Origin of the sequence: Umezawaea beigongshangensis, assembly GCF_016464305.1 — a bacterium.
GTDB classification, from domain to species: Bacteria; Actinomycetota; Actinomycetes; order Mycobacteriales; family Pseudonocardiaceae; genus Umezawaea_A; species Umezawaea_A beigongshangensis.
This window is the reverse complement of sequence record NZ_JAEIOJ010000005.1, coordinates 60,315-83,768: the sequence shown is the minus strand read 5'-3', so window position 1 is coordinate 83,768 and position 23,454 is coordinate 60,315. Positions and strand designations below refer to the sequence as shown.

Sequence of the window (23,454 nt, the reverse complement as noted above, 5' to 3'; positions counted from 1 at the left end):
CACGTCAGGAGTCGTAGTCGACCGTGATCGACGAAGTCAGCGGCACGGACTGGCAGGTCAGGACGAAACCGGCGGCCACGTCGTGCGGCTCCAGGGCGTAGTTGCGGCGCATCTCCACCTCGCCGTCGGTGACCAGCGCGCGGCAGGTGCCGCACACGCCTCCCCGGCACGCGAACGGCAGGTCAGAGCGCACCCGCTGCGCCGCGTCCAGGACCGGCGTGCCGGGCGGGACGGCGAGCGTCGTGCTCCTGCCGTCGAGGACCACGGTCACCGACGACGCCGTGCCGAGCACCTCCTCGGCGCGGCGCGGGGACGGCGGGGGCTCGTCCACGTAGAACAGCTCGTGGTGGACGCGCTCGGGCGGCACGCCGCGCTCGGCGAGCACCGCGCGGGCGTCGACGACCAGGCCGTGCGGGCCGCACAGCCACCAGTGGTCCACCGAGTCGGCCTGCACCACGGCGGCGAGCAGGGCGCGCAGCTTGTCCGCGTCGAGCCGGCCGGTGAACAGGTCGACGTCGCGGGCCTCGCGGGACAGCACGTGCACGAGGTGCAGCCGCGTGCGGTGGCGGTCCTTCAGGTCGGCCAGGTCCTCGCCGAACATGACGGTGTCGGTGCGGCGGTTGCCGTAGAGCAGGGTCGCGCGGGCACCGGCGCCGAGCACGGTCGCGGCGATCGACAGGGCGGGGGTGATGCCCGATCCGGCGACGACGAAGGCGTGGTGCTCGCCGTCGGCCCGGTCGGTCGGCACGGGGGTGAACTCGCCCCGCGGCGGCAGCACGTCCAGCACGTCGCCCGGCCGGACCTCGTCCACGAGGTGGCGGGAGAACAGCCCGCCGTCGACCCGGCGCACGCCGATGCGCGGCGCGCTGCCGACCGGCGCGCAGATCGAGTACGAGCGGCGCTCCTCGCGGCCGTCGACCTCGCGGCGCAGTGTGAGGTGCTGCCCGGCGCGGAACGCGAACTCGTCGGCCAGCGCGTCCGGCACGGCGAAGGTGACGGCCACGGCGTCGTCGCACAGCCGCTCGACCGCCGCGACGGCGAGGGGGTGGAACGTCGTCCGGCGACGGGTCGGCGCGGGTGCGGCCACCTACAGCTCCTTGACGTGCTCGAAGGGCTCCGCGCAGTCCTCGCAGCGGCGCAGCGCCTTGCAGGGGGTGGAGCCGAAGCGGGACAGCTCCGCGGTGCGGGACGAGCCGCAGCGGGGGCACGGCACGCGCTGCGGCGGCGGGGTCAGGGTGAGCGGGATCGGCCCGGCGGCGCGCGGTCCGACCCGCTGCGGCGGGGCGATGCCCGCCTCGGCGAGCTTGCGCCGGCCGTCGTCGGTGATCCAGTCGGTCGTCCACGCGGGGTGCAGCGACGTGCGGACCTCCACGTCGGCGTACCCGGCCGCGGTGAGCGCGCGGCGCAGGTCGGCGCCCATCTCGTCGATCGCGGGGCAGCCCGAGTAGGTGGGGGTGATCGTGACGAGCACCCTCTCCCCCGTCACGGTCACGTCGCGCAGCACGCCGAGGTCGGCGAGCGTGAGCACCGGCAGCTCCGGGTCGCGGACCCGTTCGGCCACGGCACGCGCGGCGGGGCGCGCGGCGGTCACCACACGGCTCCGGGCAGCGAGCGGTGCAGGTGCTGCATCTCGGCCAGCAGGAAGCCCATGGCCTCGGTGTGCACGCCGTCGCGCCCGGCCCTCCCCGCCACGGTGGCCACCGGCACGGGGGCGGGACGCTCCAGACCGGCGGCGGCGAACACCTCGTCGAGCACACCGTCCACCTCGGACCGCAGCTCGGCGGGGTCGACGGCGACCCCGGCGGCGGCCAGCCGCGTCTCCACCGGGTGCGCGGTGAACAGCTCGTCGACGAACGGCCACACCCGCTCGATCCCGGCTCGCATCCGCCGGTGGGACTCGTCGGTGCCGTCGCCCAGGCGCACGGTCCACCTGGCGGCGTGGTCGCGGTGGTAGGTCAGCTCCTTGACCGCCTTGGCGGCGACCGCGGCGAGCACCGGGTCGGCGCTGTCGCGCAGCCGCGCGAACAGGGCGAGCTTCCACGACGAGAACACCAGCAGGCGCGCGGTGGTGGCGGCGAAGTCGCGGCCGGGGGCGGACGGCCCCATCCGGGACGGTCCGCAGTCGATCTCGGCGAGGTGCACGTTGCGGAACTCGTGCTCGGCGCGCAGGTGGGCGAGGGCGTCCTCGTCGCGGCCTCGGCCCTCGACCTCTCCCGCCCTGGTCAGCAGCAGCCTGGCCTGGCCGAGCAGGTCGAGCGCGATGTTCGCGAGGGCGACGTCCTCCTCCAGCTCCGGCGCGCGGGAGGTCCACGCGGCGAGGAGCTGGGACGCGACGAGCGCGTCGTCGCCGAGCATGAGGGCGTAGGCGGTGAGGTCGGCGCGGTCCACGCCGGACGGCACGTCCCGGTCGATCCCGGCGAGGGGTTCGGTGAACCCCGTGCCGAACGCCCAGTGCGCGTCGCCGGAGTCGCCGGCCGTCAGTCCGTCGTAGACGTTCACAGGTGCGGCACGTCCTCGGAGATCGCGTAGAACGTGGGGTGCCGGTAGACCTTGTCGCCGCTGGGCGCGAAGAACGGGTCCTTCTCGTCCGGGCTGGAGGCGGTGATCGCCTCGGCGGGCACGACCCAGACGGACACGCCCTCGTTGCGCCGGGTGTAGACGTCGCGGGCGTTGCGCACGGCCATCTCCGCGTCGGGGGCGTGCAGCGAGCCGACGTGCACGTGGTTCAGGCCGCGCTTGCCGCGGACGAACACCTCCCACAGGGGCCAGGACGCGCTCACGCCACCGCCTCCCGCCCGGCCCGGCGAGCCCGCTTCGCGGCGTGCGCGGTGGCGGCCTCGCGGACCCACGCGCCGTCCTCGTGGGCCGCCCTGCGGTGGGCGACACGCTGCGCGTTGCACGGTCCGTCCCCCTGCACGACGCGCCAGAACTCGTCCCAGTCGGGCGTGCCGAAGTCGTGGTGGCCGCGCTCGGGGTTCCAGCGCAGCTCCGGGTCGGGGAACGTCACGCCGAGCCGCTCCGCCTGGGGCACGGACATGTCGACGAACTTCTGCCGCAGCTCGTCGTTGGTGTTGCGCTTGATGCGCCAGGCCATCGACCGCTCGGTGTTGGAGCTCTCCGAGTCGGGCGGGCCGAACATCATCAGCGCCGGCCACCACCAGCGGTTCACCGCGTCCTGCACCATCTCCCGCTGCGCGGGCGTGCCGCTCATCATGGTCGCGAGCAGCTCGTAGCCCTGCCGCTGGTGGAAGGACTCCTCCTTGCAGACGCGGATCATGGCGCGCGCGTACGGGCCGTAGGAGGTGCGGCACAGCGGCACCTGGTTGCAGATGGCCGCGCCGTCGACGAGCCAGCCGATGACGCCGACGTCGGCGAACGTCAGCGTGGGGTAGTTGAAGATCGACGAGTACTTCTGGCGACCGGCGATCAGCTTCTCGGTGAGGTCGCCGCGCTCGGCGCCGAGCGTCTCCGCCGCGGAGTAGAGGTACAGGCCGTGCCCGGCCTCGTCCTGGACCTTGGCCAGCAGGACGGCCTTGCGGCGCAGGCTGGGGGCGCGGCTGATCCAGTTGCCCTCCGGCTGCATCCCGATGATCTCGGAGTGCGCGTGCTGGGCGATCTGCCTGATCAGGGTCTTGCGGTAGCCGTCGGGCATCCAGTCGCGCGGTTCGATCCGCGACTCGGACCGCACCGCCGCCTCGAACCGGGACTCCAGGTCTTCGGACATGCCCACCTCCACCGGCCGTGCACTCCCGACCGATGTTACACCTGTGACCGCATTCCGGCGTTGACTGTCACAAAGTCTGCCGGGCCCTGCGGCGCAGCCACCAGATCAGCGGAGCCAGCACGGCCCACACCGCGAGCAGGTAAGTGCCGACCGGCAGGAACGACAGCACCGCGGTCCGCCCGGCCACCCTGGTCGTCTCGGGGTTCGCGGTGTCGTACTCGACCCGCACGACCTGCCCGACCTCCAGCCCCTCCGGGTACAGCACGCCCTGGGAGGGGATGAACACCCGCCCGTCGGACGTGCCGAAGCGCACGACCGTGCGGTTGAAGGCCACCGACACCACCTCGGCGTTCGCCCGACCGGTGCGAGCCTCGACGGCCGCGTCGTCCCGCCAGCAGGCCAGGACCAGGATCACGCAGACGACGGTCACGACGCAGCCGAGCGTCAGCAACGCCCTGATCAGGCCCGTGCGCACCCGGCGCAGGAGCGGCGTTCGCCAGCTGGTCACCACTGCGTCGTCCGTCACGCCAGAGGAGTCTAGAGCCGCGTCGGAGAGGAATCTCAGCTACGAGTCCATACCCTCGAAGGGTGACATCTGCACCTGCGTCAAGGACTCGGCAACGGCTGCGCGTGCACACCGCGGACACGGGAGCGCGCGACCTGCTGCGCGCGCTCCCCCGGCCGGCGAACGCCCTGGCGTGGGTGCGGGACGGCTCCGGCCTGGTGGGCTGGGGCGAGGCCGCGCGGTTCGAGGTCTCCGGTCCCGACCGGTTCGCCGAGGCCGACCGGTTGTGGAGGGAGTTCACCTCCGACCTGGAGGTCACCGGCGAGTCCGGCGTCTCCGGCACCGGCCCCGTGGCGTTCGCGTCCCTGGCCTTCGCCGACGAACCCGGCCGCTCGGTGCTGATCGTCCCCGAGGTCGTCCTGGGCAGCCGCAACGGCCAGCACTGGATCACGACCGTCGGCGGCGCGACGACCACCCCGCGCGTCCAGCCCGTCCGCCGCCCGTCGTCGGTTCGCTACTCCGACGGGCAGCTCCCCGTTGCGCGCTACCGCGAGGCCGTGCGCGAGGCCGTGCGGCTGATGCGCACCGGCGACCTGCGCAAGGTGGTCCTCGCCCACGACCTGCTGGCCGTCACCGACGTGCCGATCGACCACCGGTTCGTGCTCGACGGCCTGGCCCGCCGCTACCCCGAGTGCTGGGTGTACGCGGTGGACGGCCTGCTCGGCGCGACCCCCGAGCTGCTGCTGCGCCGCGCCGGGTCCGTCGTGGACTCCCGCGTGCTGGCCGGCACGACGTGGCCGCACGACGGCGTGTCCGACGACGACCTGGCCACCGCCCTGCTGGGCTCGCCGAAGGACCGCGACGAGCACGGGTACGCGGTCACGTCGCTGGCCGACGTGCTGCGCCCGTTCTGCTCCACGATGTCCGTGGACGGCCCGTCGGTGCTGCGGCTGCCCAACGTGTCGCACCTGTCCAGCGACGTCATCGGCACGCTGCGCTCGCCGGTGTCGCTGCTGCGCCTCGGCGAGGCCCTGCACCCCACCGCCGCCGTGGGCGGGACGCCGCGCGGCGACGCCGTGGAGGTGATCAGCCGCCTGGAGGGCCTGGACCGGGGCCGCTACGCCGGTCCGGTGGGCTGGATCGACGGCGACGGCGACGGCGAGCTGGGCATCGCGCTGCGCTGCGCCGAGGTGCGGGGCCGCACGGCCCGGCTGTTCGCCGGGTGCGGCCTGGTCGCGGAGTCCGATCCGGACACCGAGGTCCGCGAGGCCCACGCGAAGATGCGGCCGATCCGCGAGGCCCTCGAAGGGGTGTGACCTCCGGCTGAGCGGCCGACCACCGGTGCGACCGGAGCGGCCGGACGCGGGGCCGCCCCTCCCGACCTGACGGGCGCGCACGCCCGCCCGGCTGCGCGAGCACTCGCGGACGCTCGGCCCGACACCCTGCCGCTCACCTCCCGGACCGACCCCGTCCCGGGTGGCCACGGGAACGGGCCGGGTGCTGCGCGCACCCGGCCCGTTCGCGCGTGTCAGTGCCCGCGCGCGGCGAGCAGTTCGTGCGTCTCGCGGATCTTCTGGTGGGACTTCGGCTCCGCCGGGACGGCCGCCGTGCGGGCCTGCGCCGCCGACGCGCCGGGAGCCGCCGCGGGCTTGCCCGGCGTGAACAGCCAGGTCTGGAACAGCTCGTCGAGCTGCTGACCGGAGATCTGCTCCGCGAGCGCGACGAACTCGGCGGTGTCGCCGTCGGAGTAGCGCTTCTGCGCCAGCCAGGTCTTCAGGATCTCGAAGAACGCCTCGTCGCCGACCGCCACGCGCAGGGCGTGCACGGTCAGCGCGCCGCGGTCGTAGACGGCGTTGTCGAACTGGTTGTCCGGGCCGGGGTCGCCGGGCAGCACGGTCCAGAACGGGTCGTCCGCCGGGTACAGCGCGTAGACGAAGTCGACGTTCTCCTGGACGGTGCCCTCACCGACGTGCTCGGACCAGAGGTACTCCGCGTAGCTCGCGAAGCCCTCGTTGAGCCAGATGTCCTTCCAGCCGCTCACGGACACCGAGTCGCCGAACCACTGGTGGGCGATCTCGTGGGTGACGACGTAGGTGTTGGTGCCGCGGCGGAAGAACGCGGTGTCGTAGGTGGGGCGGGTCTGGTTCTCCAGGGCGAAGCCGATGCCGCTCGTCGCCACACCGCCCTGCGCCTCGAACGGGTAAGGCCCGAAGGAGCCCTCCAGGAACTCCGTGATCTCGGGTGTGCGCTCGATGCTGGCCCTGGCGGCGTCGGCGTTCTCACCGAGGTCGTCGGAGTAGGCGTTGAGCACGGGCTGGCCGTTGGGCGCGGTCGACTGCACGATCTCGAACTGGCCGATGGCGACGAACGTCAGGTACGTGGCCTGCGGCTTCAGCGAGCGCCAGTTCCACCTGGTCCAGCCGTTGATCTGCTTGGTCGTGCCCTTGAACAGGCCGTTGGAGATCACCTCGGTGCCGTCCGGGACGGCGACGGAGACGTCGAAGGTCGCCTTGTCGGTCGGGTGGTTGTTGCTCGGGTACCACCACGGCGCGATGTCCGGCTCGTCGATCGCCAGCGCGCCGGTCGCGGTGCGCTTCCAGGCGGTGAACTCGTTCACCACGTGGGTCGACGGCACGTCGTCGTAGGTGACGACCACGGTGAGGGGCGTGCCGCTCGCGATCTTGGTCCGCGGGTCGACGACGAGTTCGCCGCCGGCCTGCGTGAACGACGCCACGCGGTTGTTGACCCGCACGGACGAGACCTTCAGCAGGAAGTCCAGGTCGAACGTGGTCAGGTCCTGCGTCGCCTTCGCGAGGACCGTCGTCGTGCCGGACAGCCGGTCGGTCGCCGGCTGGTAGTTCAGACGGAGGTCGTAGTGCGCGACGTCGTAGCCCCCGTTCCCCGCGTTCGGGTAGTAGGGGTCGCCGGCACCCGGTGCGCCGGGGCCGGCCGCGGCGCTGGCCGGGCCCGCGAGCAGCAGCATCGCTGACGTGGTCGCGACGGCGGCCACGAGCGTGGATCGGATCGACATGGGGCGAAGGTAGCCACGCGGGCACCCCGGCAGTACCTCCGTACGTCGGTTCCCACACGCTAGGAGCATCCGGGCCGGGCCCGGACGCGAACGGGCGTTCGGGCGTCGCGAACGCTCCACTCGCGGTGTTCGAACGCTCCACTCGCGGTGCTCGAACGCTCAACTCGCGGGTCAGGTGGGGAGGGACGTCGACACGGCTTCCTTCAGGCGGGCGTGCAGGGCGCGGAGGGGGGCTCGGTCGGCTCGGACCTCGACGACCCGCAGGCCGGGGGCGGGGGCCAGGGCGGCTCGGAACTCCTCTGCCGTGGTGACCCTCGTGTGGGGGACCCGGTAGCCCGCGCAGAGCAGGCCCAGGTCGGCGCCGTGGGGGGTGCCGAAGACCCGCTCGAAGCCCGCCTCGTGCTCCGGGGCGCCCTGCTCCAGCAGCGCGAAGATGCCGCCGCCGTCGTCGTTGAGCACCACGACCGCCAGGTCGGGGCGCTGCTCCAGCGGGCCGAGGAGCAGCCCGTTCAGGTCGTGCAGGAACGTCAGGTCGCCCATCAGCGCGTAGCCGGGCCCCGAGGTCAGCGCGACGCCCACGGCCGTGGACACGGTGCCGTCGATCCCCGCCACGCCGCGGTTGGCGTGCACGGCCACGTCAGCGCGCGAGCGCGCCGCGAAGTCCACGTCGCGCACCGGGTTGGACGAGCCGAGGACCAGCGACGCGCCCGGCGGCAGGGCCTCCAGCAGGTCGCGCGCCACGTGCAGGCCCGTGGGCCACGGCTGCCCGGCCAGCACCTCCTGCACGGCGACCGCCGCCGCCTTCGACGCGTGCTCCCACGCGGCCTCCCAGGCGGCGTCCGGCTCGTCGTCGGGCTCCCCCAGCTCGGCCGAGGCGTGGGTGGCGGCGAACTGCGGGTCGGCCCAGTCCTCCTCGTCGCCCACGACGTGCACCACCGGGGTGACCGCGAGCAGGCGTCCCACCCCGCGCGACAGGGTCGCCCTGCCCACGACGACGACGGCGTCCGGTCTCAGCGCCGCGGGCAGCTCGCCCGCGTTGAGCAGCAGCGCCCCGTGCGCCAGCCCGGCCGACGCGGTGGGCTCGGCGATCACCGGCCAGCCCGCGCGCCGCGCCGCGGCGCGCACGGCGTCCACCCGCTCCGGACGGTCGTCGCCGATCACGACGAGCGTGCGAGCGCCCAGGTGGCCCACCGGCTCGGCGGCCGACCGCTCGACCCGCTCGACGCGGGTCCAGGGCTGGTCGAACGGCCGCCCGCCGAGGTCCTCCGGCCACTCCGGGTCGCCGTCCGGCACCAGCGGCTCGCGCAGCGGCAGGTTCACGTGCACCGGCTGCCCGCGCCGCGCCGTGGCGACCGCGCGGCAGGTCAGCGAGCGCCACACCCCGTTCTGTCCGCCCCGCCGCTCGGCGATCGGCAGCTCCAGCGTGGTGGCGGCGTCGCCGAACACGCCGTGCTGCACGACGGTCTGGCTCGCGCCCGCCCGGTGCAGCTCGACCGGGCGGTCCGCGGTCAGCGCCAGCAGCGGCACCCGCGAGTGCCGCGCCTCCAGCACGGCGGGGTGCAGGTTCGCCACGGCGGTGCCCGACGTGCACACGACGGCCGTCACGTCACCTCCGCCGCGGGCCAGGCCGAGGGCGAGGAACCCGGCGCTGCGCTCGTCGATCCGGACGTGCAGCGTCAGCCGTCCCTCCGCCGCGGCGGAGTGCAGGGCGAGCGCCAGTGGCGCGTTGCGGGAGCCGGGGCACAGCACGACGTGCCGCACTCCGTTGCGGATCAGCTCGTCGACGAGCACGTGCGCCTGCGCGGTGGACGGGTTCACGAGGCATATTGTCCCTCGCGTGGCAGACCAGGAAGTCTCAGAGCTGTTCGACCCCGCCGCGTGGCGTCCCGTCGAGGGCTTCGAGTTCACCGACATCACCTACCACCGCGCCGTCTCGCAGGGGACCGTGCGGATCGCCTTCGACCGGCCGGACGTGCGCAACGCCTTCCGGCCGCACACGGTCGACGAGCTGTACCGGGCGCTGGACCACGCCCGGATGAGCTCCGACGTGGGCTGCGTCCTGCTCACCGGCAACGGGCCGTCGCCCCGCGACGGGGGCTGGGCGTTCTGCTCCGGCGGCGACCAGCGCATCCGGGGCCGCACCGGCTACCAGTACGCCTCCGGCGACACCTCCGAGACCGTCGACCCGGCACGCGCCGGGCGGCTGCACATCCTGGAGTGCCAGCGGCTCATCCGGTTCATGCCGAAGGTCGTCATCGCCGTCGTCCCCGGCTGGGCGGCCGGTGGCGGGCACAGCCTGCACGTGACGTGCGACCTGACGCTCGCCAGCGCCGAGCACGCGAAGTTCAAGCAGACCGACGCCGACGTGGGCAGCTTCGACGGCGGCTACGGCTCGGCCTACCTCGCCCGGCAGGTCGGGCAGAAGTTCGCTCGGGAGATCTTCTTCCTCGGCCGCACCTACGGCGCGCAGGAGATGAAGGAGATGGGCGCGGTCAACGCCGTCGTCCCGCACGCGGAGCTGGAGTCCACCGCCCTGGAGTGGGCCGCCGAGATCAACGGCAAGTCGCCCACGGCGCAGCGGATGCTCAAGTACGCGTTCAACCTCGTCGACGACGGGCTGGTGGGCCAGCAGATCTTCGCGGGGGAGACCACGCGCCTGGCGTACATGACCGACGAGGCCGTCGAGGGGCGCGACGCGTTCCTGGAGAAGCGGGAGCCGGACTGGTCCCGCTTCCCGTACCACTTCTGATGGCCAGCCACGTGGAGGCGTTCCCGGTCCCGCTGGGACCGGGGGTGCTCGACCTCGTCGAACCGCTGCGCCGCGCCCTGGACGGCGAGGGCCCCGCGCTGCTGCCCGTGCCCGCCGGCCAGCCGGTCCCGCCCGGCGCGGCCGGGCCGCTGCGGGACTGGGAGAGCGCCGCCGCGCTCGTCGTCGCCACGTCCGGGTCGACCGGTGCTCCCAGGGGCGTGCTGCTGTCCGCCGCGGCGCTGCGCGCGTCGGCGACGGCGACGCACGAGCGGCTGGGCGGGCCGGGCCGGTGGCTGCTGGCGCTGCCCGCGACGCACGTCGCGGGCGTGCAGGTGGTGGTGCGGTCGCTGCTCGCCGGCGTCGCGCCCGGCGTGCTCGACCTGACGCCGGGGTTCCGGCCGTCCGCGTTCGCGGTCGCGGCGGCCCCCGTGCTGGAGTCGCCGGGCAGGCACTACACGGCCCTGGTGCCCACGCAGCTCGCCCGGCTGCTCGCCGGTGAGGGGCCGGGGCTCGCGGCGCTGCGGCGCTTCGACGCGGTCCTGCTGGGCGGGGCGGCCGCCCCGCCCGCGCTGCTCGGCCGCGCGGCCGACGCGGGCGTGCGGGTCGTCACGACCTACGGCATGAGCGAGACCGCCGGGGGCTGCGTCTACGACGGGGTCCCGCTGGACGGGGTGCGGGTGCGGCTCGCCGACGAGCGGATCGAACTGGCCGGGCCCGTGCTCGCGCTGGGCCACCGGGGCGGGGAGCCGATCGGCGACTGGTTCCGCACCGGCGACCTGGGGATGACGCTGCCCGACGGCCGCCTGGAGGTCGTGGGCCGGGCCGACGACGTGATCGTCACCGGCGGGGAGAAGGTGCCGCCCGCCCTGGTGGAGCGGGTGCTCGTGGAACAGCCGGGGGTGCTGGAGGCGTGCGTGGTGGGCGTGCCGGACGACGAGTGGGGCCAGGTGGTCGCCGCCGTCGTCGTGCCCGTCGACCGGGCCGCCCTCCCGGCCGGGGAGGCGCTGCGCGAGGCCGTGCGGGTCGCGGCCGGACGGGCGAGCGCGCCGAAGCTCCTCCGGTTCGTGCCGGAACTGCCGCTGCGCGGACCGGGCAAGGTCGACCGCACCGCCGTCGCCTCCCTCTTCCGGTCGCCGACGGGCTGACCCGCCACCGGGGCACGTGCGGCCGCGGGCATGGACGAGGATGAGCGCATGGCCACCATCGCCCAGTGGATCGAGGGAACGCGCCCTCGCACCCTGCCCAACTCCATCGCCCCCGTGCTGGTGGGGGCGGGCGCAGCGCACGAGATCGGCGGGTTCAGCGTCCCGCGGTCCGTGCTCGCGCTGCTCGTGTCGGTGGCGCTCCAGGTCGGGGTGAACTTCGCGAACGACTACTCCGACGGCATCCGCGGCACGGACGCCGACCGGGTCGGCCCGTTCCGGCTCGTCGGCTCCGGCGCGGCGGCCCCGGCTGCCGTGCGCGCGGCGGCGTTCGCCTGCCTCGGCGCCGGCGCGCTCGCCGGGCTGGTGCTGGTGGCGCTGTCCGGGCACTGGTGGCTGCTCGCGTTCGGCGCGGTCTGCATCGCGGGCGCGTGGTTCTACACCGGCGGCACGAAGCCCTACGGCTACGCGGGCCTCGGCGAGATCGCCGTGTTCCTGTTCTTCGGTCCGGCCGCCGTGCTGGGCACCCAGTACGTGCAGGCCGGACAGGTCAGCAGCTTCGGCATCGGCTCGGCCGTCGCCGTCGGCTGCTTCTCGGCGGCCGTGCTGGTGGCGAACAACCTGCGCGACATCCCCACCGACCGGGTGTCGGGCAAGCGGACCCTCGCGGTGCTGCTGGGCGACCGCGACACCCGCCTCCTCTACGCGGCGCTGGTGGTCGTGCCGTTCCTGATCACCGTGATGATCGGCTTCCGGGTGCCGGCCGCGCTGCTCGGCTTCCTCGCGCTGCCGGTGGCCGCGCTGGGACTGCGCCGGGTGCTGCGCGGCCTGACCGGCCGCGAGCTGATCCCCGTCCTGCGCGACACCGGCCTCGCGATGCTGCTGTGGTCGGTCGTCACCACCGCGGCGCTGTTCCTGGCCTGAGCCTCACCAGGCGTCCTCGGTGACAGTGGGGGCCTCGCCCTCCTCGTCGTCGTCGCGGACGACCGGGCGGGGACGCGGCGCGGGCCGCTCGCCCCGCATCAGCTCGGTGATGCGGTCGCGGTCGGCGGCCAGCGCCGCTCGCACCACGGCGTCGCCGCCCGCCTCGCCCATCAGCACCTGCCGCCAGCTCAGCACGCCCGCGGCGATCCGCCGCTGCAACGCCCGCAGCTCCGGCGACGCCTCGCCCGACTTCGCGAACGCGATGATCCGCCGGACGTCCTCGGCGGAGGGCTCCACGGCCGGCACGCGCAGCCGCTCCGCCTCCGCGACGGCCCGCTCGGCCTCCGCGACGGCCCTGTTCAGCACGTCCTCGGCGGCCACCACCTCGGCCGTCCTCCACGACGCGGTCACCCGCACCCCCGCCTCTCGACGAGCGGACCCCGGCGTGGGCCCGCGCCACCCACCGGCACCACCGCGGCACGGGTGATCCGGTCCCCGTGCGACGCCGGGCGAGACCGCGCGGTTCCGTTCAGGCGTCGACCGGCGCGGTCCAGCGGCCGGAGCGGTGGAACTCCCGCAGCACCTCCAGGTGCTCGTCCAGGCGCAGTCCCTGCGCCGCCACCCACTCGTCGTCGTAGTAGGTGTGGGCGTACCGCTCGCCACCGTCGCACAGCAGCGTGACGACGCTGCCGCGGCGCCCGGCGGCCACCATGTCCGCGACGAGCTGGAACGCGCCCCACAGGTTCGTGCCCGTCGACCCGCCCACCCGGCGGCCCAGCACGTCGTGGGCGAACCTGACCGCGGCGATCGACGCGGCGTCCGGCACCTTGATCATCCGGTCGATGACCTGACCGACGAACGACGGCTCCACCCGCGGCCGGCCGATGCCCTCGATGCGGGAGCCGCGCGTGCCCACCAGGCCGGGGTCGCCGTCGCGCCACGCGTCGTAGAACACCGAGTGCTCCGGGTCCACGACGGCCAGCCGCGTGCGCAGCCTGCGGTAGCGCACGAAGCGGCCGATGGTGGCGCTGGTGCCGCCGGTGCCCGCTCCCACGACGACCCACTCCGGCTCCGGCGAGGTCTCCAGCGCCATCTGCTCGAAGATCGACTCGGCGATGTTGTTGTTGCCCCGCCAGTCGGTGGCCCGCTCGGCGTGGGTGAACTGGTCCATGAAGTGCCCGCCCAGCTCGGCGGCCAGGCGGCGCGACTCGTCGTAGATCGCGCCCGGCGAGTCCACGAAGTGGCACCGGCCGCCCTCGCGCTCGATCAGCACGACCTTCTCCGCGCTGGTCGAGCGGGGCATCACGGCGATGAACGGCAGACCGAGCAGTCGCGCGAAGTACGCCTCGGACACCGCCGTCGAGCCCGACGACGCCTCGATCACCGGCGTGCCCTCGGTGATCCACCCGTTGCAGATCGCGTAGAGGAACAGCGACCGCGCCAGGCGGTGCTTGAGGGAGCCGGTCGGGTGGGTCGACTCGTCCTTGAGGTAGAGGTCGACGCCCCAGCCGGGCGGTAGCGGGAAGCGCAGGAGGTGGGTGTCGGCGCTGCGGTTGGCGTCCGCCTCGATGATCCGCACCGCCTCGCAGACCCAGTCGCGCGTCGTGTCACAGCACCTGTCCACAGAAGAGCTCACGCCGCACCCTAACTTCGACCAGACTGACCAGCCGTGACGAACCTCCACGACAGGGTCTCGGGCTTCCTCCTCGCCGGTGCCGTCGGCGACGCGCTGGGAGCCCCGATCGAGTTCGACCGCATCGACGCGATCCGCGCCGCGCACGGCCCGGCCGGTCTCACCGACCTCGTTCCCGCCTTCGGTCGCGCGGGCGCCATCACCGACGACACCCAGATGACGCTGTTCACCCTGGAGGGTCTCGTGCTGGCCCGTCGCCACGGCGTCGACCCGCTGCTCGCGGTGCGCGCCGCGTACGGCCGCTGGTTGCAGACCCAGGGCGGCCCCGAGGTGACGCCGGACGGCTGGCTGATCCACGAGCGGGAGCTGCACTCGCTGCGCGCGCCGGGCAACACCTGCCTCACCGCGCTGCGCCGCCCGACGTTCGGCACGGTGACGAACCGGCTCAACACCTCCAAGGGCTGCGGCGGTGTGATGCGCGCGGCACCGGCCGCGCTGTGGTCCACCGACGTGCGCGAGGTCTTCGCGCTGGGCGCGGGTGTGGCGGCGCTGACCCACGGCCACCCCAGCGGCTACCTGTCGGCCGGGGTGCTCGCCGTGCTGGTCCGGCGGCTGCTCGACGGCGACGACCTGCCGAACGCCACGGCCGTGGCGCGGGCCGAGCTGGTGCGGTGGGAGGGCCACCAGGAGCAGCTCGTCCTGCTGGACCGCGCGGTCGAGATGACGCGTGACGGACGTCCCACTCCCGAGGTGATCGCCGACCGGCTCGGCGGGGGGTGGGTGGGCGAGGAGGCCCTCGCCATCTCCTTGCACGCGGCGCTCGTCGCGGACGACGTCGCGGACGGTCTGGTGCTGGCCGTCAACCACAGCGGGGACAGCGACTCGACCGGGGCGATCTGCGGGAACCTGCTGGGCGCGCGGGACGGGGCCGGAACCGTGCCGCAGCACTGGCTGGACCGCCTGGAGCTGCGCGACGCGGTGGAGCGGCTGGCTCGCGAGGCGCTGGACGTGCTGGCTCCCGCGGCGTTCTGAGCGGGGTCAGCCGGTGGCGTCGCCCCTGCCGCGGTCGCCGCGGAGCTGCGCCCGCAGCTCCTCCCGCTGGGCGCGGCGCTGGGCCCCGCGCTCGTTCAGGCCGATCGCGACGCGGGCGCGCAGTCCCCTGAACAGGAACAGCGACAGCGGCAGGGCGACCACCACGCCGACTGCGAGGGCGACCAGCAGCGGCACGTTGACCAGCACGAGGAGCGCCGTCACGAGGGCGACGAGGCCCAGCCGCGCCAGGACGTACAGGGTGAGATCTCGACCCGGGTGCACGATCGCCCAGGTTACGCCTCCGCGACGGCGTCCTCGTCCAGCGTGTTGGGCCTGCCCTCGAACCGCGTGGACAGCACGACCGTGGTCCTGGTGCGCGCGACACCGGTGATGCGCCGCAGCCTGCCCAGAGCGCGCTCCAGGTCGTCCACGGTGGTCACCCGCACCTTCACGATGAACGACTCGTCACCGGCGACGCGGTAGCACGACTCGACCTCGTGCAGCTCGGCCAGCGCGGTCGCCACGTCGTCGTCGTCCGCGGTGTCCGTGGGGTGGATGCCGATGAGCGCGGTCACCCCGAGTCCGACGGCGCTGGGGTCCACGACGGCGTGGTAGCCGACGATCACCCCGGCGGATTCGAGCTTGCCCACGCGCTCGTGCACGGCGGAGGCCGACAGGCCGACCTGCCTGCCGAGATCGGCGTAGGTGGCACGGCCGTTGACCCGGAGTGCGGCGATGATCCGCCGGTCGAGTGCGTCCACCGGGTCAGCCTAGTGGGATCACCCCGCATGTCCGAAGCGCGTGTTTCGTCCCTTACTCCCTCTTTACCATCACCCAAGCGTTCGAGTACCCGACGGGTGAGATGCCACGATGCGACCGGTACGTCGGATCTGAGGAGGACGATCGTGACCGCGTCCGTGCAGGCAACCCGTCAGAACACCGGAGAGAGACTGCTCACGCCGGGGGAGGTGGCCAGCCTCTTCCGCGTGGACCCCAAGACCGTCACCCGCTGGGCGACGGCGGGCCGGATCGGCTCCATCCGCACCCCGGGCGGGCACCGCCGGTTCAGGGAGTCCGAGGTGCAGGCGCTGCTGTCGGAGTTGACGACCGAGGCGACCGAACCGGTTCGCCACTGAACCTCTGAACCCGTCACGGGCTGTCGCGCGTAATCTCGTGACAGAGGAGGTGGCCACATTGCTGTACTTGCTCGCGGCGATCGGCGCGCTCACCGTGGCGTTCCTGCTGTGGCGCGCGTTCGGACCGCAGCGACTCGAACTCGCACCCCGCCGACCGGTGATCGCGCCGGACGACGACCCCGAGTTCCTCCGCTCCCTCGGGGAGCCCAAGCCCGAGTCCGAGGAGGGCAAGGGCTCCTGACGCGCGTCCGGCCCCGCGGCGCTCTCGTCGAGAGCACCGCGGGGCCGGACGGGGTCAGCGCAGGGAGCGGAAGGTCTCCCGGATCTCCTCCGTCAGGACGGCGGGCTGTTCGAGCGCGGCGAAGTGCCCGCCCCGGTCCAGCTGCCGGTAGTGCCGGACGTCGGTGTACCGCCGCTCGATCCACCGGCGTGACGCCTGCACGGCCTCGCCGGGGAAGACGCTGAACCCGGCGGGCGTGGGGTTCGGCCCGGACGGCGCCTGCGACTCGCGGCTCGCCTCCCAGTACAGCCGCGCCGACGAGGCCCCCGCGTTGGGCAGCCAGTACATCATCACGTCGTCGAGGATCTCGTCGCGGCCGACGACCACTTCGGGGTCGCCGTCGGCGACGTCCTGGAAGAGCGTGTAGATCCAGGCGGCCAGCCCGGCGGGCGAGTCGGCGAGGGAGTAGCCGATCGTCTGCGGTCGCGTGGACTGCTCCCGCGCGTAGCCGTCCAGGACGGACCGGTAGCGCTGCGCCCTCTCGATCATGCGCTGCTCGTCGGGCGTCGCCTCGGCCACCTCGCGCTCGGTGGGGAACACGAGCGGCAGGTTGACGTGCATGCCGCGGAATCCCGCCGGAGCCGTGCGACTGATCGCCTCCACGACGGCGGAGCCCCAGTCCCCGCCCTGCGCTCCCCACTCCTCGTAGCCCAGGCGGCGCATCAGCTCGATCCACGCGGCGGCGATCCGGGAGGTCCCCCAGCCGGTCGTGACCGGCTTGTCGGAGAAGCCGAACCCCGGCATCGAGGGCACGACGACGTGGAACGCGTCCTGCGCTCGTCCGCCGTGCGCGACGGGGTCCGTCAGCGGGCCGATCAGGTCCCGGAACTCCAGCACCGAGCCGGGCCAGCCGTGGCAGAGCAGGAGGGGCAGCGCCGTCGGCTCGGGCGAGCGGGCGTGCAGGAAGTGGACGCCCACGCCGTCCAGGACGGTGCGGAACGAGCCGATGTCGTTCATCTCCCGCTCGCAGCGCCGCCAGTCGTAGCCGGTGGCCCAGTACTCGCACAGCGCGCGCACCCGGTCCAGCTCGGGCCCCTGGTCCGCGGCGGTCTCCCGATCGGGCCAGCGCGTGTCGGCGAGGCGACGGGCGAGCCGGTCGAGCTCCCCGTCGTCGACCGCGACGCGGAACGGCTCGACGGTCGTGGGCAGTGGTGGCACGAGGCCCTCCGGAGGTGGTCGGTCAGCACATCGCAACAGAAAGTGGAATCTTCTGTCAACTTGAGAAGGACTCGTCCACTTGTTAGGTTCGGCGCGTGGAAGAACGTCCTCTGCGCCGCGACGCTGAGCGCAACCGGCAACTCCTGCTGCGCACGGCTCGCGAGCTGATGGCCCGTGAGGGGCTGGACGTGTCCTACGAGGAGATCGCTCGCGCGGCCGGGACCGGCACGGGCACCGTGTACCGCCGGTTCCCCGAGCGGTCGGACCTCGTGGACGCCCTGTTCGCCGAGCACGTCGACACCGTGGTCGAACTCGCCCGGCAGGCGTGCCGGGCCGAGGACCCGTGGGAGGGCATCACCCGGTTCATGACGCGGCAGTTCGAACTGGAGGTCGACGACCGCGCGCTCGGCGAACTGCTGCGCAGGGGGAACCAGTCCTCGGAGCTCGTGCAGCGGGGACGCGCCCGGATAACACCGCTCGTGGCGGAACTGGTCGAGCGGGCCGTTCGCGCCGGTCGACTGCCCGCCGGGGTGGTACCGGGCGACCTGGTCGCCGTGCACCTCATGGTCGGCGCGGTGATGGACGCCGCCCGGAAGATCGACCCGAACCTGTGGCGACGGGCCCTGGCCGTGGCGCTCGCCGGGCTCCGCCACGCCGAACTCGCCGGTGAGCAACCGGACGAGGACGTCATCGACCGCCTCTACGGCGTTCCGTCAGCAACACCCGAGGAAGAGGTCGTCCCCCGTGGCACTACCCGATGATCTGCTCGACGTCCTGCGCTCGCCCGCCCTCTGCTTCCTGACGACCCTCATGCCCGACGGATCGCCCCAGATCACCGAGACCTGGGTCGACACGGACGGGGAGAACGTCGTCGTCAACACGGTGCTCACCCACCAGAAGGTCCGCAACGTCGAACGCGACCCGCGGGTCGCCGCGGCCATCGCGGACCCGACCTCGCCCGCGCGCTACTGGGCGGTCCGCGGCCGGGTCGTCTCGTCCACGACCGACGGTGCCGACAAGCACGTCGACGAGCTGGCCCACAAGTACCTGGGGCGCCCCTACCCGTGGTTCGGCGGCCGGGAGCAGCAGCGCGTCGTGCTGGTCATCAGCGTCGACAAGCTGCACACCCCGCGCGGCTGAACCGGTCGCGCCCGCCCGCCGCGACATCGCGGCGGGCGGCCGGGACCTAGCTGGGGAAGTCGTCCGCGACGGTGGCGGCGAGCTCCAGCAGCGCGAGCCTGGTGTCCGGCGCGAGCTTGTCGAGCTCGATCTCCGCGCCCTCCTCCAGGTGCGGGTCGAACGGGATCTTGACCACGGCGCGGCAGCGCGAGGCGAAGTGCGCCGCGAGCTTGTCGAGGTCGACCTTGCCCGAGCCGGGACGCACCGAGTTGATGACCGCCACGGACTTCGCCACGAGGTCGCGGTAGCCGTGGGCGTCCAGCCAGTCCAGGGTGGCCGCCGACGTCTGCGCGCCGTCCACCGAGCCCGACGACACGAGCACCAGCGAGTCCGCCTGGTCCAGCACGCCCTTCATGGCCGAGTGCATGAGCCCGGTGCCGCAGTCGGTGAGCACGATGTTGTAGAAGTGCTCCAGCAGCGCCACCGTGCGCAGGTAGTCCTGGTCGCTGAACGCCTCGGACACCGCCGGGTCCTGCTCGCTGGCGAGGATCTCCAGCCGGCTGGGGCTCTGCGAGGTGTACGCGCGGACGTCGCTGTACTTGGTGACCCGCGAGACGTCGCGCAGCAGGTGCCGCACGGTCGCCGTGGTCTCCCTGGGCACCTTCAGCGCCAGCGTGCCGCGGTCCGGGTTCGCGTCGACCGCGATGACCCGGTCACCGCGCAGCGACGAGAACGTGGAGCCGAGCGTGATCGTGGTCGTCGTCTTGCCGACGCCGCCCTTCAGGCTCAGCATCGCGATCTTGTAGCACCCGCGCAGCGGCTGGTTGATCCGCCCGATCAGCTCGCGGCGGCGCACGTCCGCCGGGCTCTCGCCGAGGTTGATCAGGCCACCGGTCAGGGCGTGCAGGGTCTTGCGCCAGCCCGACGACGGCGGTCGCTTGTCCTGCTTGATCAGACGCTGCGAGGACATGTCCTGCGCCGACGCCTGCTCGGGGCGCTGCTGCGGCAGCTTCGGCGGCTGTCCCGGCGACGTCTGCGGGAAGTTGTTGGGGAACGGGCCCTGGAACTGGTGCGCCGCACCCTGGTAGCCGGTCTGGTACGGCCCGGACTGACCGCCACCGACCTGGTGGGCCCCGGACGGACCGCCGCTCACCTGGTAGGCGCCGGACTGACCGCCACCGACCTGGTAGGCCCCCGACTGGCCACCGCTCACCTGGTAGGCGCCGGACTGGCCGCCGGAGACCTGGTGGGCCCCCGACTGGTTGCCCGGGACCGGGTGCGGGCCCGACTGGTTGCCGGGCACCTGGTACGGCCCCGACTGCGCGCCCGGCACCGGGTGCGGACCCGACGCGCCGCCGCTCACCGGGTGCGGGCCGGACGGCCCACCGCCGACCGGAAGCGGACCCGAGCTGACCGGGTCGATGAACACCGTCTCCGGCTCGACGTACTGCTGCTGTCCCGATTCCGCCCCGGCGTTCTGGGTGTCCGCCCCGGCGGGTTGCTGCCATGACACGTTGTGCCGCGGCTCAGGCTCCTCGTAGCGACCAGTCACCGCTGGAGACCTCCCTGAGCATGCGGATCGAGACCGCCCCGACCCCCGGTGTTCGACGGTAGTCGGCGCTGCCGGGTTCCTCGCACCGGGGTCTTCTCGCCCGGAAGGGGGAAAACGCAGATCATCCGTGGTGCGGGGCCTCCGGAAGAGCGGAAGTCAGCTCACGTTGGCGTAGGAGTGCAACCCCGCCACCACCAGATTGATGAAGAACAGGTTGAACACGGTCAGGACGAAGCCGAAGGCGTTGATCCACGCGGCCGGTGCGCCGCGCCACCCGGCGGTGGCCCGCGCGTGCAGGTAGGCCGCGTAGACGACCCACGACACGAACGCCACGGTCTCCTTGGGGTCCCAGCCCCAGAAGCGGCCCCACGCGGCCTCGGCCCAGATCGCGCCGCAGATGATGCCGATGGTGAACAGCGGGAAGGCGAAGACCGTGGTGCGGTAGGCGAGGCGGTCGAGGACCGCCGCCTCCGGCAGCTTCGGGCCGAACCTCGCGAACGATCCCGGCTCGCGGTCGTGCGCGGACCGCACCAGGTAGAGCAGGCTCGCGACGCCGGGCACCAGCAGGATGCCGCTGGCCGCGGAGATCACCGAGACGTGGATGACCAGCCAGTACGACTGGAGCGCGGGCTGCACCGGGGCCGCGGTCGAGTAGAGCACCGTCCCGGCGAGGAACATGAGGATCACGACCGGCGTGAGCACGAACGCGCCGAGCCTGCGGACCGGGAACTGCCGCATCAGCACGACCCACGTCACCACCGCGAACAGGCACAGCAGCGACGCGTACTCGTACATGTTGCCCCAGGGCGCGCGGCCGGTCGCGACACCGCGCAGCACCAGCGAGGCCAGGTGCAGCAGCACTCCGAGGATCGTCAGCGCGGCGCCCATGCGGCCCAGCCGCTCGGCGCGCGTCCGCTCGGCGGGCGGCGTCGCGGCGGGCGGCGCGCTCCCGGCCGAACCGGTCGACGCGGACGAGCCGGTCGCTCCGGCGGCGACGAGTTCGCGCTCCCGCGCCCGCGGTCCCCTCACCCGGCCGAACGCCTGCTCCGACAGGTACAGCACGGTGGCGACGACGTAGACGACGACGGCGCTGGAGTAGGTCCAGTCGCTGTAGGTCGCCAGGCTCTCGTTGACCGGCATCAGCTCTCCTCTTTCCCGCTGAGCACGCTTCGGGCCAAGCCCGTGAACTCCTCGCCGTACCCCGCCTGGTCGGTGCGGGCGAGGCCACCGACCTCGACCACGGTACGCCCGTCCTCACCTCGGCGAGCCCGGACCCAGACCCGTCGGCGCTTCACGACCAGCGACGTCACGAGCCCCAGGACGATCAGCACGGCGAACACCAGGACCCACACCTGGGTGGGGTCGTGGGAGACCTGGAGGGAGACCCAGTCGGTGACGCCGTCGAAGCGGACCACGGTGCCGTCGTCCAGCGTCGTGGACTCCCCCGCCATCAGGTTGACCCGCGCGACCTTCACCAGCCGCCCGTCCTCGACGAGGGACTCGTCGATGGAGAAGATCGACTGCGCGCGGCCGGAGTCGGTGCCGAGGTCGCCGCGGTAGACGTCCACGGCCACGGCCGGATCGCGCGCCTCGGGGAAGTCCGAGCCCAGCAGGTCGCCGGTGAACACGGCGCTCGGGGCGAGCAGGCCGGTGATCGCGAGCTGGTGCTGCCGCCGCTGCGCCGCGTCGGTGTAGCCGGGCGGGTCGAACTTCGTCGCGCCCTCCGACAGCAGCGTCAGCGGGTCGGCGGGCCGCCACTGGACCGCGCTGCTGCGCGTCTCGCCGCCGGGGAACGTCACGGTGAACGTCGGCGTGTAGCCGTGGCCCAGCAGGTACAGCCGGTCGCCCGCGGTGCGCAGCGGGTCGTTGACGCGCAGGTCGTAGGGCCGCCACGTCCCGGTCTCCAGGTCGGCTCCGCTCTGGTGGCCGACGCGGGCGAGGAAGCTCTCCGCCTGGCCGTTGTCCAGGTAGCTGGCCTCGAACCCGTCGACCTTCACGCAGAACGGCGACAGCTCGGTGCCGTCGACGCGCAGCCCCGCGCGGAACGAGTCGTAGTTGAAGATGCCGGAGTTGCAGAACTGGCCGCCGTTGGCCTGGACGATGACCTGGCCCTCGTAGCCGAACATCTTGCCCAGCGCGAACGCCACGAGCAGGCCCAGCAGCGCGAAGTGGAAGACGAGGTTGCCGGTCTCGCGCAGGTAGCCGCGCTCGGCGCTGAGGCTGCGCGCGCCGTCGGCCTCCTCGCGCTCGACGAGCCGCCAGCCGCGCAGGGCGGCGCGGCCCCGGCCGATCGCCTCCTCGACGCTCGCGTCCACCTCGGCCCGCTCGTGGTGCGGCATCCGGGCCAGGTTGCGGGGCGCGAGCACCGGCTTGGCGCGCATCTGCGCGAAGTACTCCCAGGTGCGCGGGAGCAGGCAGCCGACCAGCGAGACGAACAGCAGCACGTAGACGGCGGAGAACCAGACGCTGCCGTAGACGTCGAAGAACTGCATCCGGTCGAGCAGGCGGCCCCACCAGCCGTGCTCGGCGACGTACTCCTCGGTCTTGGCGGGGTTGAGCGACCGCTGCGGCAGCAGCGCGCCGGGCATGGCGCCGAGCGCCAGCAGGAACAGCAGCGTGAGGGCGGTGCGCATGGCCGTGAGGCCGCGCCAGGTGTTGCGCAGGTGCGCGAGGACGTCCCTCATCAGAGCGGCAGTTCCACGTCGTTGACCACGCCGTCGCGCAGCTGGGCGACCAGGTCGCCCCACAGGCCGGTCACCAGGGCGACGCCGACCAGGATCAGCAGGACGCCGCCGAAGACCTGCACGCCGCGGGTGTGCGTGCGCAGCCAGCCGGTGACCCGCACCGCCCAGCGCGCGCCGATCGCGATCAGCACGAACGGCAGCCCGAGGCCGAGGCAGTAGGCGAGCACGAGGACCGCGCCGCGCGCCGTGGCCGAGCCGACCTCGGTGCCGCGGGCGAGGGCGAGGACGCCGGCGAGCGTCGGACCGACGCACGGGGTCCAGCCCAGCGCGAAGACCCCGCCGAGCAGCGGAGCGCCCAGCAGGCCGCCCCGCCTGCCGCCGCCGTGCATCCGCACGTCGCGCTGGAGCGCGGGGACGAGCCCCACGAAGACCAGGCCCATGCCGATGGTGACGACCCCGCCGATGCGCTGGAGCAGGTCCTCGTTGAGCCAGAGGACCTGCGTGAGGCCGAGCACGGCGAACGAGGTGAGCACGAAGACGACCGTGAACCCGAGGACGAAGAGGCCGGCGGCACCGGCGACCCGCCAGCGACCGGCCTTCGCGCCCTCGCCGTCGCCCACGGCGGGCGCCTCGGCGCCGACCAGGCCCGCGAGGTACGCGAGGTAGCCCGGCACCAGCGGCACCACGCACGGCGAGGCGAAGGAGACGATCCCGGCGAGCAGCGCGACCCCGGTGGCGAGCAGCAGCGGCCCCGAGGTCGCGAGGTCGGTGGGGTTCACGTCGTC

General features: G+C 73.5%; 26 protein-coding genes. 9 read left to right on the top strand and 17 right to left on the bottom strand.

The window, feature by feature from the left end; all coding sequences use genetic code 11:
* Positions 1-4: 4 nt before the first annotated feature.
* From paaE to IMZ35_RS14815, 6 genes are all read right to left on the bottom strand, one after another.
* Positions 5-1,087, bottom strand: coding sequence for a 1,2-phenylacetyl-CoA epoxidase subunit PaaE (gene paaE, locus IMZ35_RS14840; RefSeq protein WP_199441665.1), 1,083 nt, complete (start codon positions 1,085-1,087; stop codon positions 5-7).
* Positions 1,088-1,594, bottom strand: a complete 507-nt coding sequence (gene paaD / locus IMZ35_RS14835) for a 1,2-phenylacetyl-CoA epoxidase subunit PaaD (protein ID WP_199441664.1) — start codon at positions 1,592-1,594, stop codon at positions 1,088-1,090.
* Positions 1,588-2,499, bottom strand: a complete 912-nt coding sequence (paaC, locus tag IMZ35_RS14830) for a 1,2-phenylacetyl-CoA epoxidase subunit PaaC (RefSeq protein WP_199441663.1) — start codon at positions 2,497-2,499, stop codon at positions 1,588-1,590. Before paaC ends, paaD begins: the two co-directional genes overlap by 7 nt.
* Entirely contained in the window at positions 2,496-2,780 is a 285-nt protein-coding gene (paaB, locus tag IMZ35_RS14825) for a 1,2-phenylacetyl-CoA epoxidase subunit PaaB (RefSeq protein WP_199441662.1), read from the bottom strand. The genes paaC and paaB overlap by 4 nt, the downstream gene beginning before the upstream one ends.
* Positions 2,777-3,724 (bottom strand): 1,2-phenylacetyl-CoA epoxidase subunit PaaA, encoded by a 948-nt coding sequence (gene paaA, locus IMZ35_RS14820; protein ID WP_199441661.1) that lies wholly within the window; start codon positions 3,722-3,724, stop codon positions 2,777-2,779. Before paaA ends, paaB begins: the two co-directional genes overlap by 4 nt.
* Positions 3,725-3,791: 67 nt before the next feature.
* Positions 3,792-4,250, bottom strand: coding sequence for a DUF3592 domain-containing protein (locus tag IMZ35_RS14815; protein WP_307868150.1), 459 nt, complete (start codon positions 4,248-4,250; stop codon positions 3,792-3,794).
* Positions 4,251-4,312: 62 nt separating this feature from the next.
* Between IMZ35_RS14815 and IMZ35_RS14810 the strand changes: the two genes are divergently transcribed.
* The gene (locus tag IMZ35_RS14810; protein ID WP_199441660.1) at positions 4,313-5,545 is read left to right on the top strand and encodes an isochorismate synthase; all 1,233 of its coding nucleotides are present in this window, start codon (positions 4,313-4,315) and stop codon (positions 5,543-5,545) included.
* A gap of 212 nt (positions 5,546-5,757) precedes the next feature.
* On the opposite strand, the gene IMZ35_RS14805 is transcribed toward IMZ35_RS14810, so the two are convergent.
* The gene (locus IMZ35_RS14805) at positions 5,758-7,260 is read right to left on the bottom strand and encodes a M1 family metallopeptidase (protein WP_199441659.1); all 1,503 of its coding nucleotides are present in this window, start codon (positions 7,258-7,260) and stop codon (positions 5,758-5,760) included.
* Between the two features lie 171 nt (positions 7,261-7,431).
* Complete coding sequence (gene menD / locus IMZ35_RS14800) at positions 7,432-9,078, bottom strand: 2-succinyl-5-enolpyruvyl-6-hydroxy-3-cyclohexene-1-carboxylic-acid synthase (RefSeq protein ID WP_199441658.1); 1,647 nt, start codon at positions 9,076-9,078, stop codon at positions 7,432-7,434.
* A 19-nt stretch (positions 9,079-9,097) separates the two neighbouring features.
* Here menD and IMZ35_RS14795 point away from each other — a divergent pair, with 19 nt between their 5' ends.
* The 3 genes from IMZ35_RS14795 to IMZ35_RS14785 are packed head-to-tail and all read left to right on the top strand — an operon-like array spanning position 9,098 to position 12,075.
* Positions 9,098-10,009 (top strand): 1,4-dihydroxy-2-naphthoyl-CoA synthase, encoded by a 912-nt coding sequence (locus IMZ35_RS14795; RefSeq protein WP_199441657.1) that lies wholly within the window; start codon positions 9,098-9,100, stop codon positions 10,007-10,009.
* Positions 10,009-11,154, top strand: coding sequence for an o-succinylbenzoate--CoA ligase (menE, locus tag IMZ35_RS14790; RefSeq protein WP_199441656.1), 1,146 nt, complete (start codon positions 10,009-10,011; stop codon positions 11,152-11,154). Before IMZ35_RS14795 ends, menE begins: the two co-directional genes overlap by 1 nt.
* A gap of 48 nt (positions 11,155-11,202) precedes the next feature.
* Positions 11,203-12,075 (top strand): 1,4-dihydroxy-2-naphthoate polyprenyltransferase, encoded by an 873-nt coding sequence (locus IMZ35_RS14785; protein WP_199441655.1) that lies wholly within the window; start codon positions 11,203-11,205, stop codon positions 12,073-12,075.
* A gap of 3 nt (positions 12,076-12,078) precedes the next feature.
* Here the strand turns inward: IMZ35_RS14785 and IMZ35_RS14780 are convergent, their stop codons facing one another.
* Both IMZ35_RS14780 and cds1 read right to left on the bottom strand, forming a co-directional pair.
* The gene (locus IMZ35_RS14780; RefSeq protein ID WP_199441654.1) at positions 12,079-12,486 is read right to left on the bottom strand and encodes a hypothetical protein; all 408 of its coding nucleotides are present in this window, start codon (positions 12,484-12,486) and stop codon (positions 12,079-12,081) included.
* 118 nt (positions 12,487-12,604) lie between these two features.
* On the bottom strand, positions 12,605-13,711 hold the full coding sequence (gene cds1, locus IMZ35_RS14775; RefSeq protein WP_307868148.1) for an L-cysteine desulfhydrase Cds1: 1,107 nt from the start codon (positions 13,709-13,711) through the stop codon (positions 12,605-12,607).
* A 33-nt stretch (positions 13,712-13,744) separates the two neighbouring features.
* On the opposite strand from cds1, the gene IMZ35_RS14770 reads away from it, so the two are divergent.
* Positions 13,745-14,740, top strand: coding sequence for an ADP-ribosylglycohydrolase family protein (locus IMZ35_RS14770; RefSeq protein ID WP_199441653.1), 996 nt, complete (start codon positions 13,745-13,747; stop codon positions 14,738-14,740).
* 6 nt (positions 14,741-14,746) lie between these two features.
* On the opposite strand, the gene IMZ35_RS14765 is transcribed toward IMZ35_RS14770, so the two are convergent.
* Positions 14,747-15,022 carry a DUF4229 domain-containing protein gene (locus tag IMZ35_RS14765; RefSeq protein ID WP_307868147.1) on the bottom strand — a complete coding sequence of 92 codons (276 nt, stop codon included), beginning with the start codon at positions 15,020-15,022 and terminating at the stop codon, positions 14,747-14,749.
* An 11-nt stretch (positions 15,023-15,033) separates the two neighbouring features.
* Positions 15,034-15,501: an Lrp/AsnC family transcriptional regulator gene (locus IMZ35_RS14760; protein ID WP_199441652.1), complete on the bottom strand. Its 468-nt coding sequence runs from the start codon at positions 15,499-15,501 to the stop codon at positions 15,034-15,036.
* A gap of 144 nt (positions 15,502-15,645) precedes the next feature.
* Between IMZ35_RS14760 and IMZ35_RS14755 the strand changes: the two genes are divergently transcribed.
* Positions 15,646-15,876 (top strand): BldC family transcriptional regulator, encoded by a 231-nt coding sequence (locus IMZ35_RS14755; RefSeq protein WP_199441651.1) that lies wholly within the window; start codon positions 15,646-15,648, stop codon positions 15,874-15,876.
* A gap of 58 nt (positions 15,877-15,934) precedes the next feature.
* The gene (locus tag IMZ35_RS14750) at positions 15,935-16,117 is read left to right on the top strand and encodes a hypothetical protein (protein WP_199441650.1); all 183 of its coding nucleotides are present in this window, start codon (positions 15,935-15,937) and stop codon (positions 16,115-16,117) included.
* 54 nt (positions 16,118-16,171) lie between these two features.
* Here IMZ35_RS14750 and IMZ35_RS14745 read toward each other — a convergent pair whose 3' ends face one another.
* Positions 16,172-17,314: an epoxide hydrolase family protein gene (locus IMZ35_RS14745; protein WP_307868145.1), complete on the bottom strand. Its 1,143-nt coding sequence runs from the start codon at positions 17,312-17,314 to the stop codon at positions 16,172-16,174.
* A gap of 95 nt (positions 17,315-17,409) precedes the next feature.
* Between IMZ35_RS14745 and IMZ35_RS14740 the strand changes: the two genes are divergently transcribed.
* Together IMZ35_RS14740 and IMZ35_RS14735 are read left to right on the top strand one after the other, a co-directional pair.
* On the top strand, positions 17,410-18,075 hold the full coding sequence (locus IMZ35_RS14740) for a TetR/AcrR family transcriptional regulator (RefSeq protein WP_199441649.1): 666 nt from the start codon (positions 17,410-17,412) through the stop codon (positions 18,073-18,075).
* Positions 18,059-18,454: a TIGR03618 family F420-dependent PPOX class oxidoreductase gene (locus tag IMZ35_RS14735; protein WP_199441648.1), complete on the top strand. Its 396-nt coding sequence runs from the start codon at positions 18,059-18,061 to the stop codon at positions 18,452-18,454. Before IMZ35_RS14740 ends, IMZ35_RS14735 begins: the two co-directional genes overlap by 17 nt.
* Before the next feature lie 46 nt (positions 18,455-18,500).
* Here IMZ35_RS14735 and IMZ35_RS14730 read toward each other — a convergent pair whose 3' ends face one another.
* The 4 genes from IMZ35_RS14730 to IMZ35_RS14715 all read right to left on the bottom strand — a co-directional run bounded on the left by IMZ35_RS14730 (position 18,501) and on the right by IMZ35_RS14715 (position 23,448).
* Positions 18,501-19,985 (bottom strand): MinD/ParA family ATP-binding protein, encoded by a 1,485-nt coding sequence (locus IMZ35_RS14730; RefSeq protein ID WP_199441647.1) that lies wholly within the window; start codon positions 19,983-19,985, stop codon positions 18,501-18,503.
* A 156-nt stretch (positions 19,986-20,141) separates the two neighbouring features.
* Positions 20,142-21,125, bottom strand: a complete 984-nt coding sequence (gene ccsB / locus IMZ35_RS14725; protein WP_199441646.1) for a c-type cytochrome biogenesis protein CcsB — start codon at positions 21,123-21,125, stop codon at positions 20,142-20,144.
* On the bottom strand, positions 21,125-22,669 hold the full coding sequence (gene resB, locus IMZ35_RS14720; RefSeq protein ID WP_199441645.1) for a cytochrome c biogenesis protein ResB: 1,545 nt from the start codon (positions 22,667-22,669) through the stop codon (positions 21,125-21,127). The genes ccsB and resB overlap by 1 nt, the downstream gene beginning before the upstream one ends.
* Entirely contained in the window at positions 22,669-23,448 is a 780-nt protein-coding gene (locus IMZ35_RS14715; protein WP_199441644.1) for a cytochrome c biogenesis CcdA family protein, read from the bottom strand. Before IMZ35_RS14715 ends, resB begins: the two co-directional genes overlap by 1 nt.
* Positions 23,449-23,454: the final 6 nt, after the last annotated feature.

Bases quoted from the DNA above. Each gene is read 5' to 3' on its own strand.
- paaA (WP_199441661.1), bottom strand. From the start codon at position 3,724: ATGTCCGAAGACCTGGAGTCCCGGTTCGAGGCGGCGGTGCGGTCCGAG.
- IMZ35_RS14805 (WP_199441659.1), bottom strand. From the start codon at position 7,260: ATGTCGATCCGATCCACGCTCGTGGCCGCCGTCGCGACCACGTCAGCG.
- menE (WP_199441656.1), top strand. From the start codon at position 10,009: ATGGCCAGCCACGTGGAGGCGTTCCCGGTCCCGCTGGGACCGGGGGTG.
- IMZ35_RS14785 (WP_199441655.1), top strand. From the start codon at position 11,203: ATGGCCACCATCGCCCAGTGGATCGAGGGAACGCGCCCTCGCACCCTG.
- ccsB (WP_199441646.1), bottom strand. From the start codon at position 21,125: ATGCCGGTCAACGAGAGCCTGGCGACCTACAGCGACTGGACCTACTCC.
- resB (WP_199441645.1), bottom strand. From the start codon at position 22,669: ATGAGGGACGTCCTCGCGCACCTGCGCAACACCTGGCGCGGCCTCACG.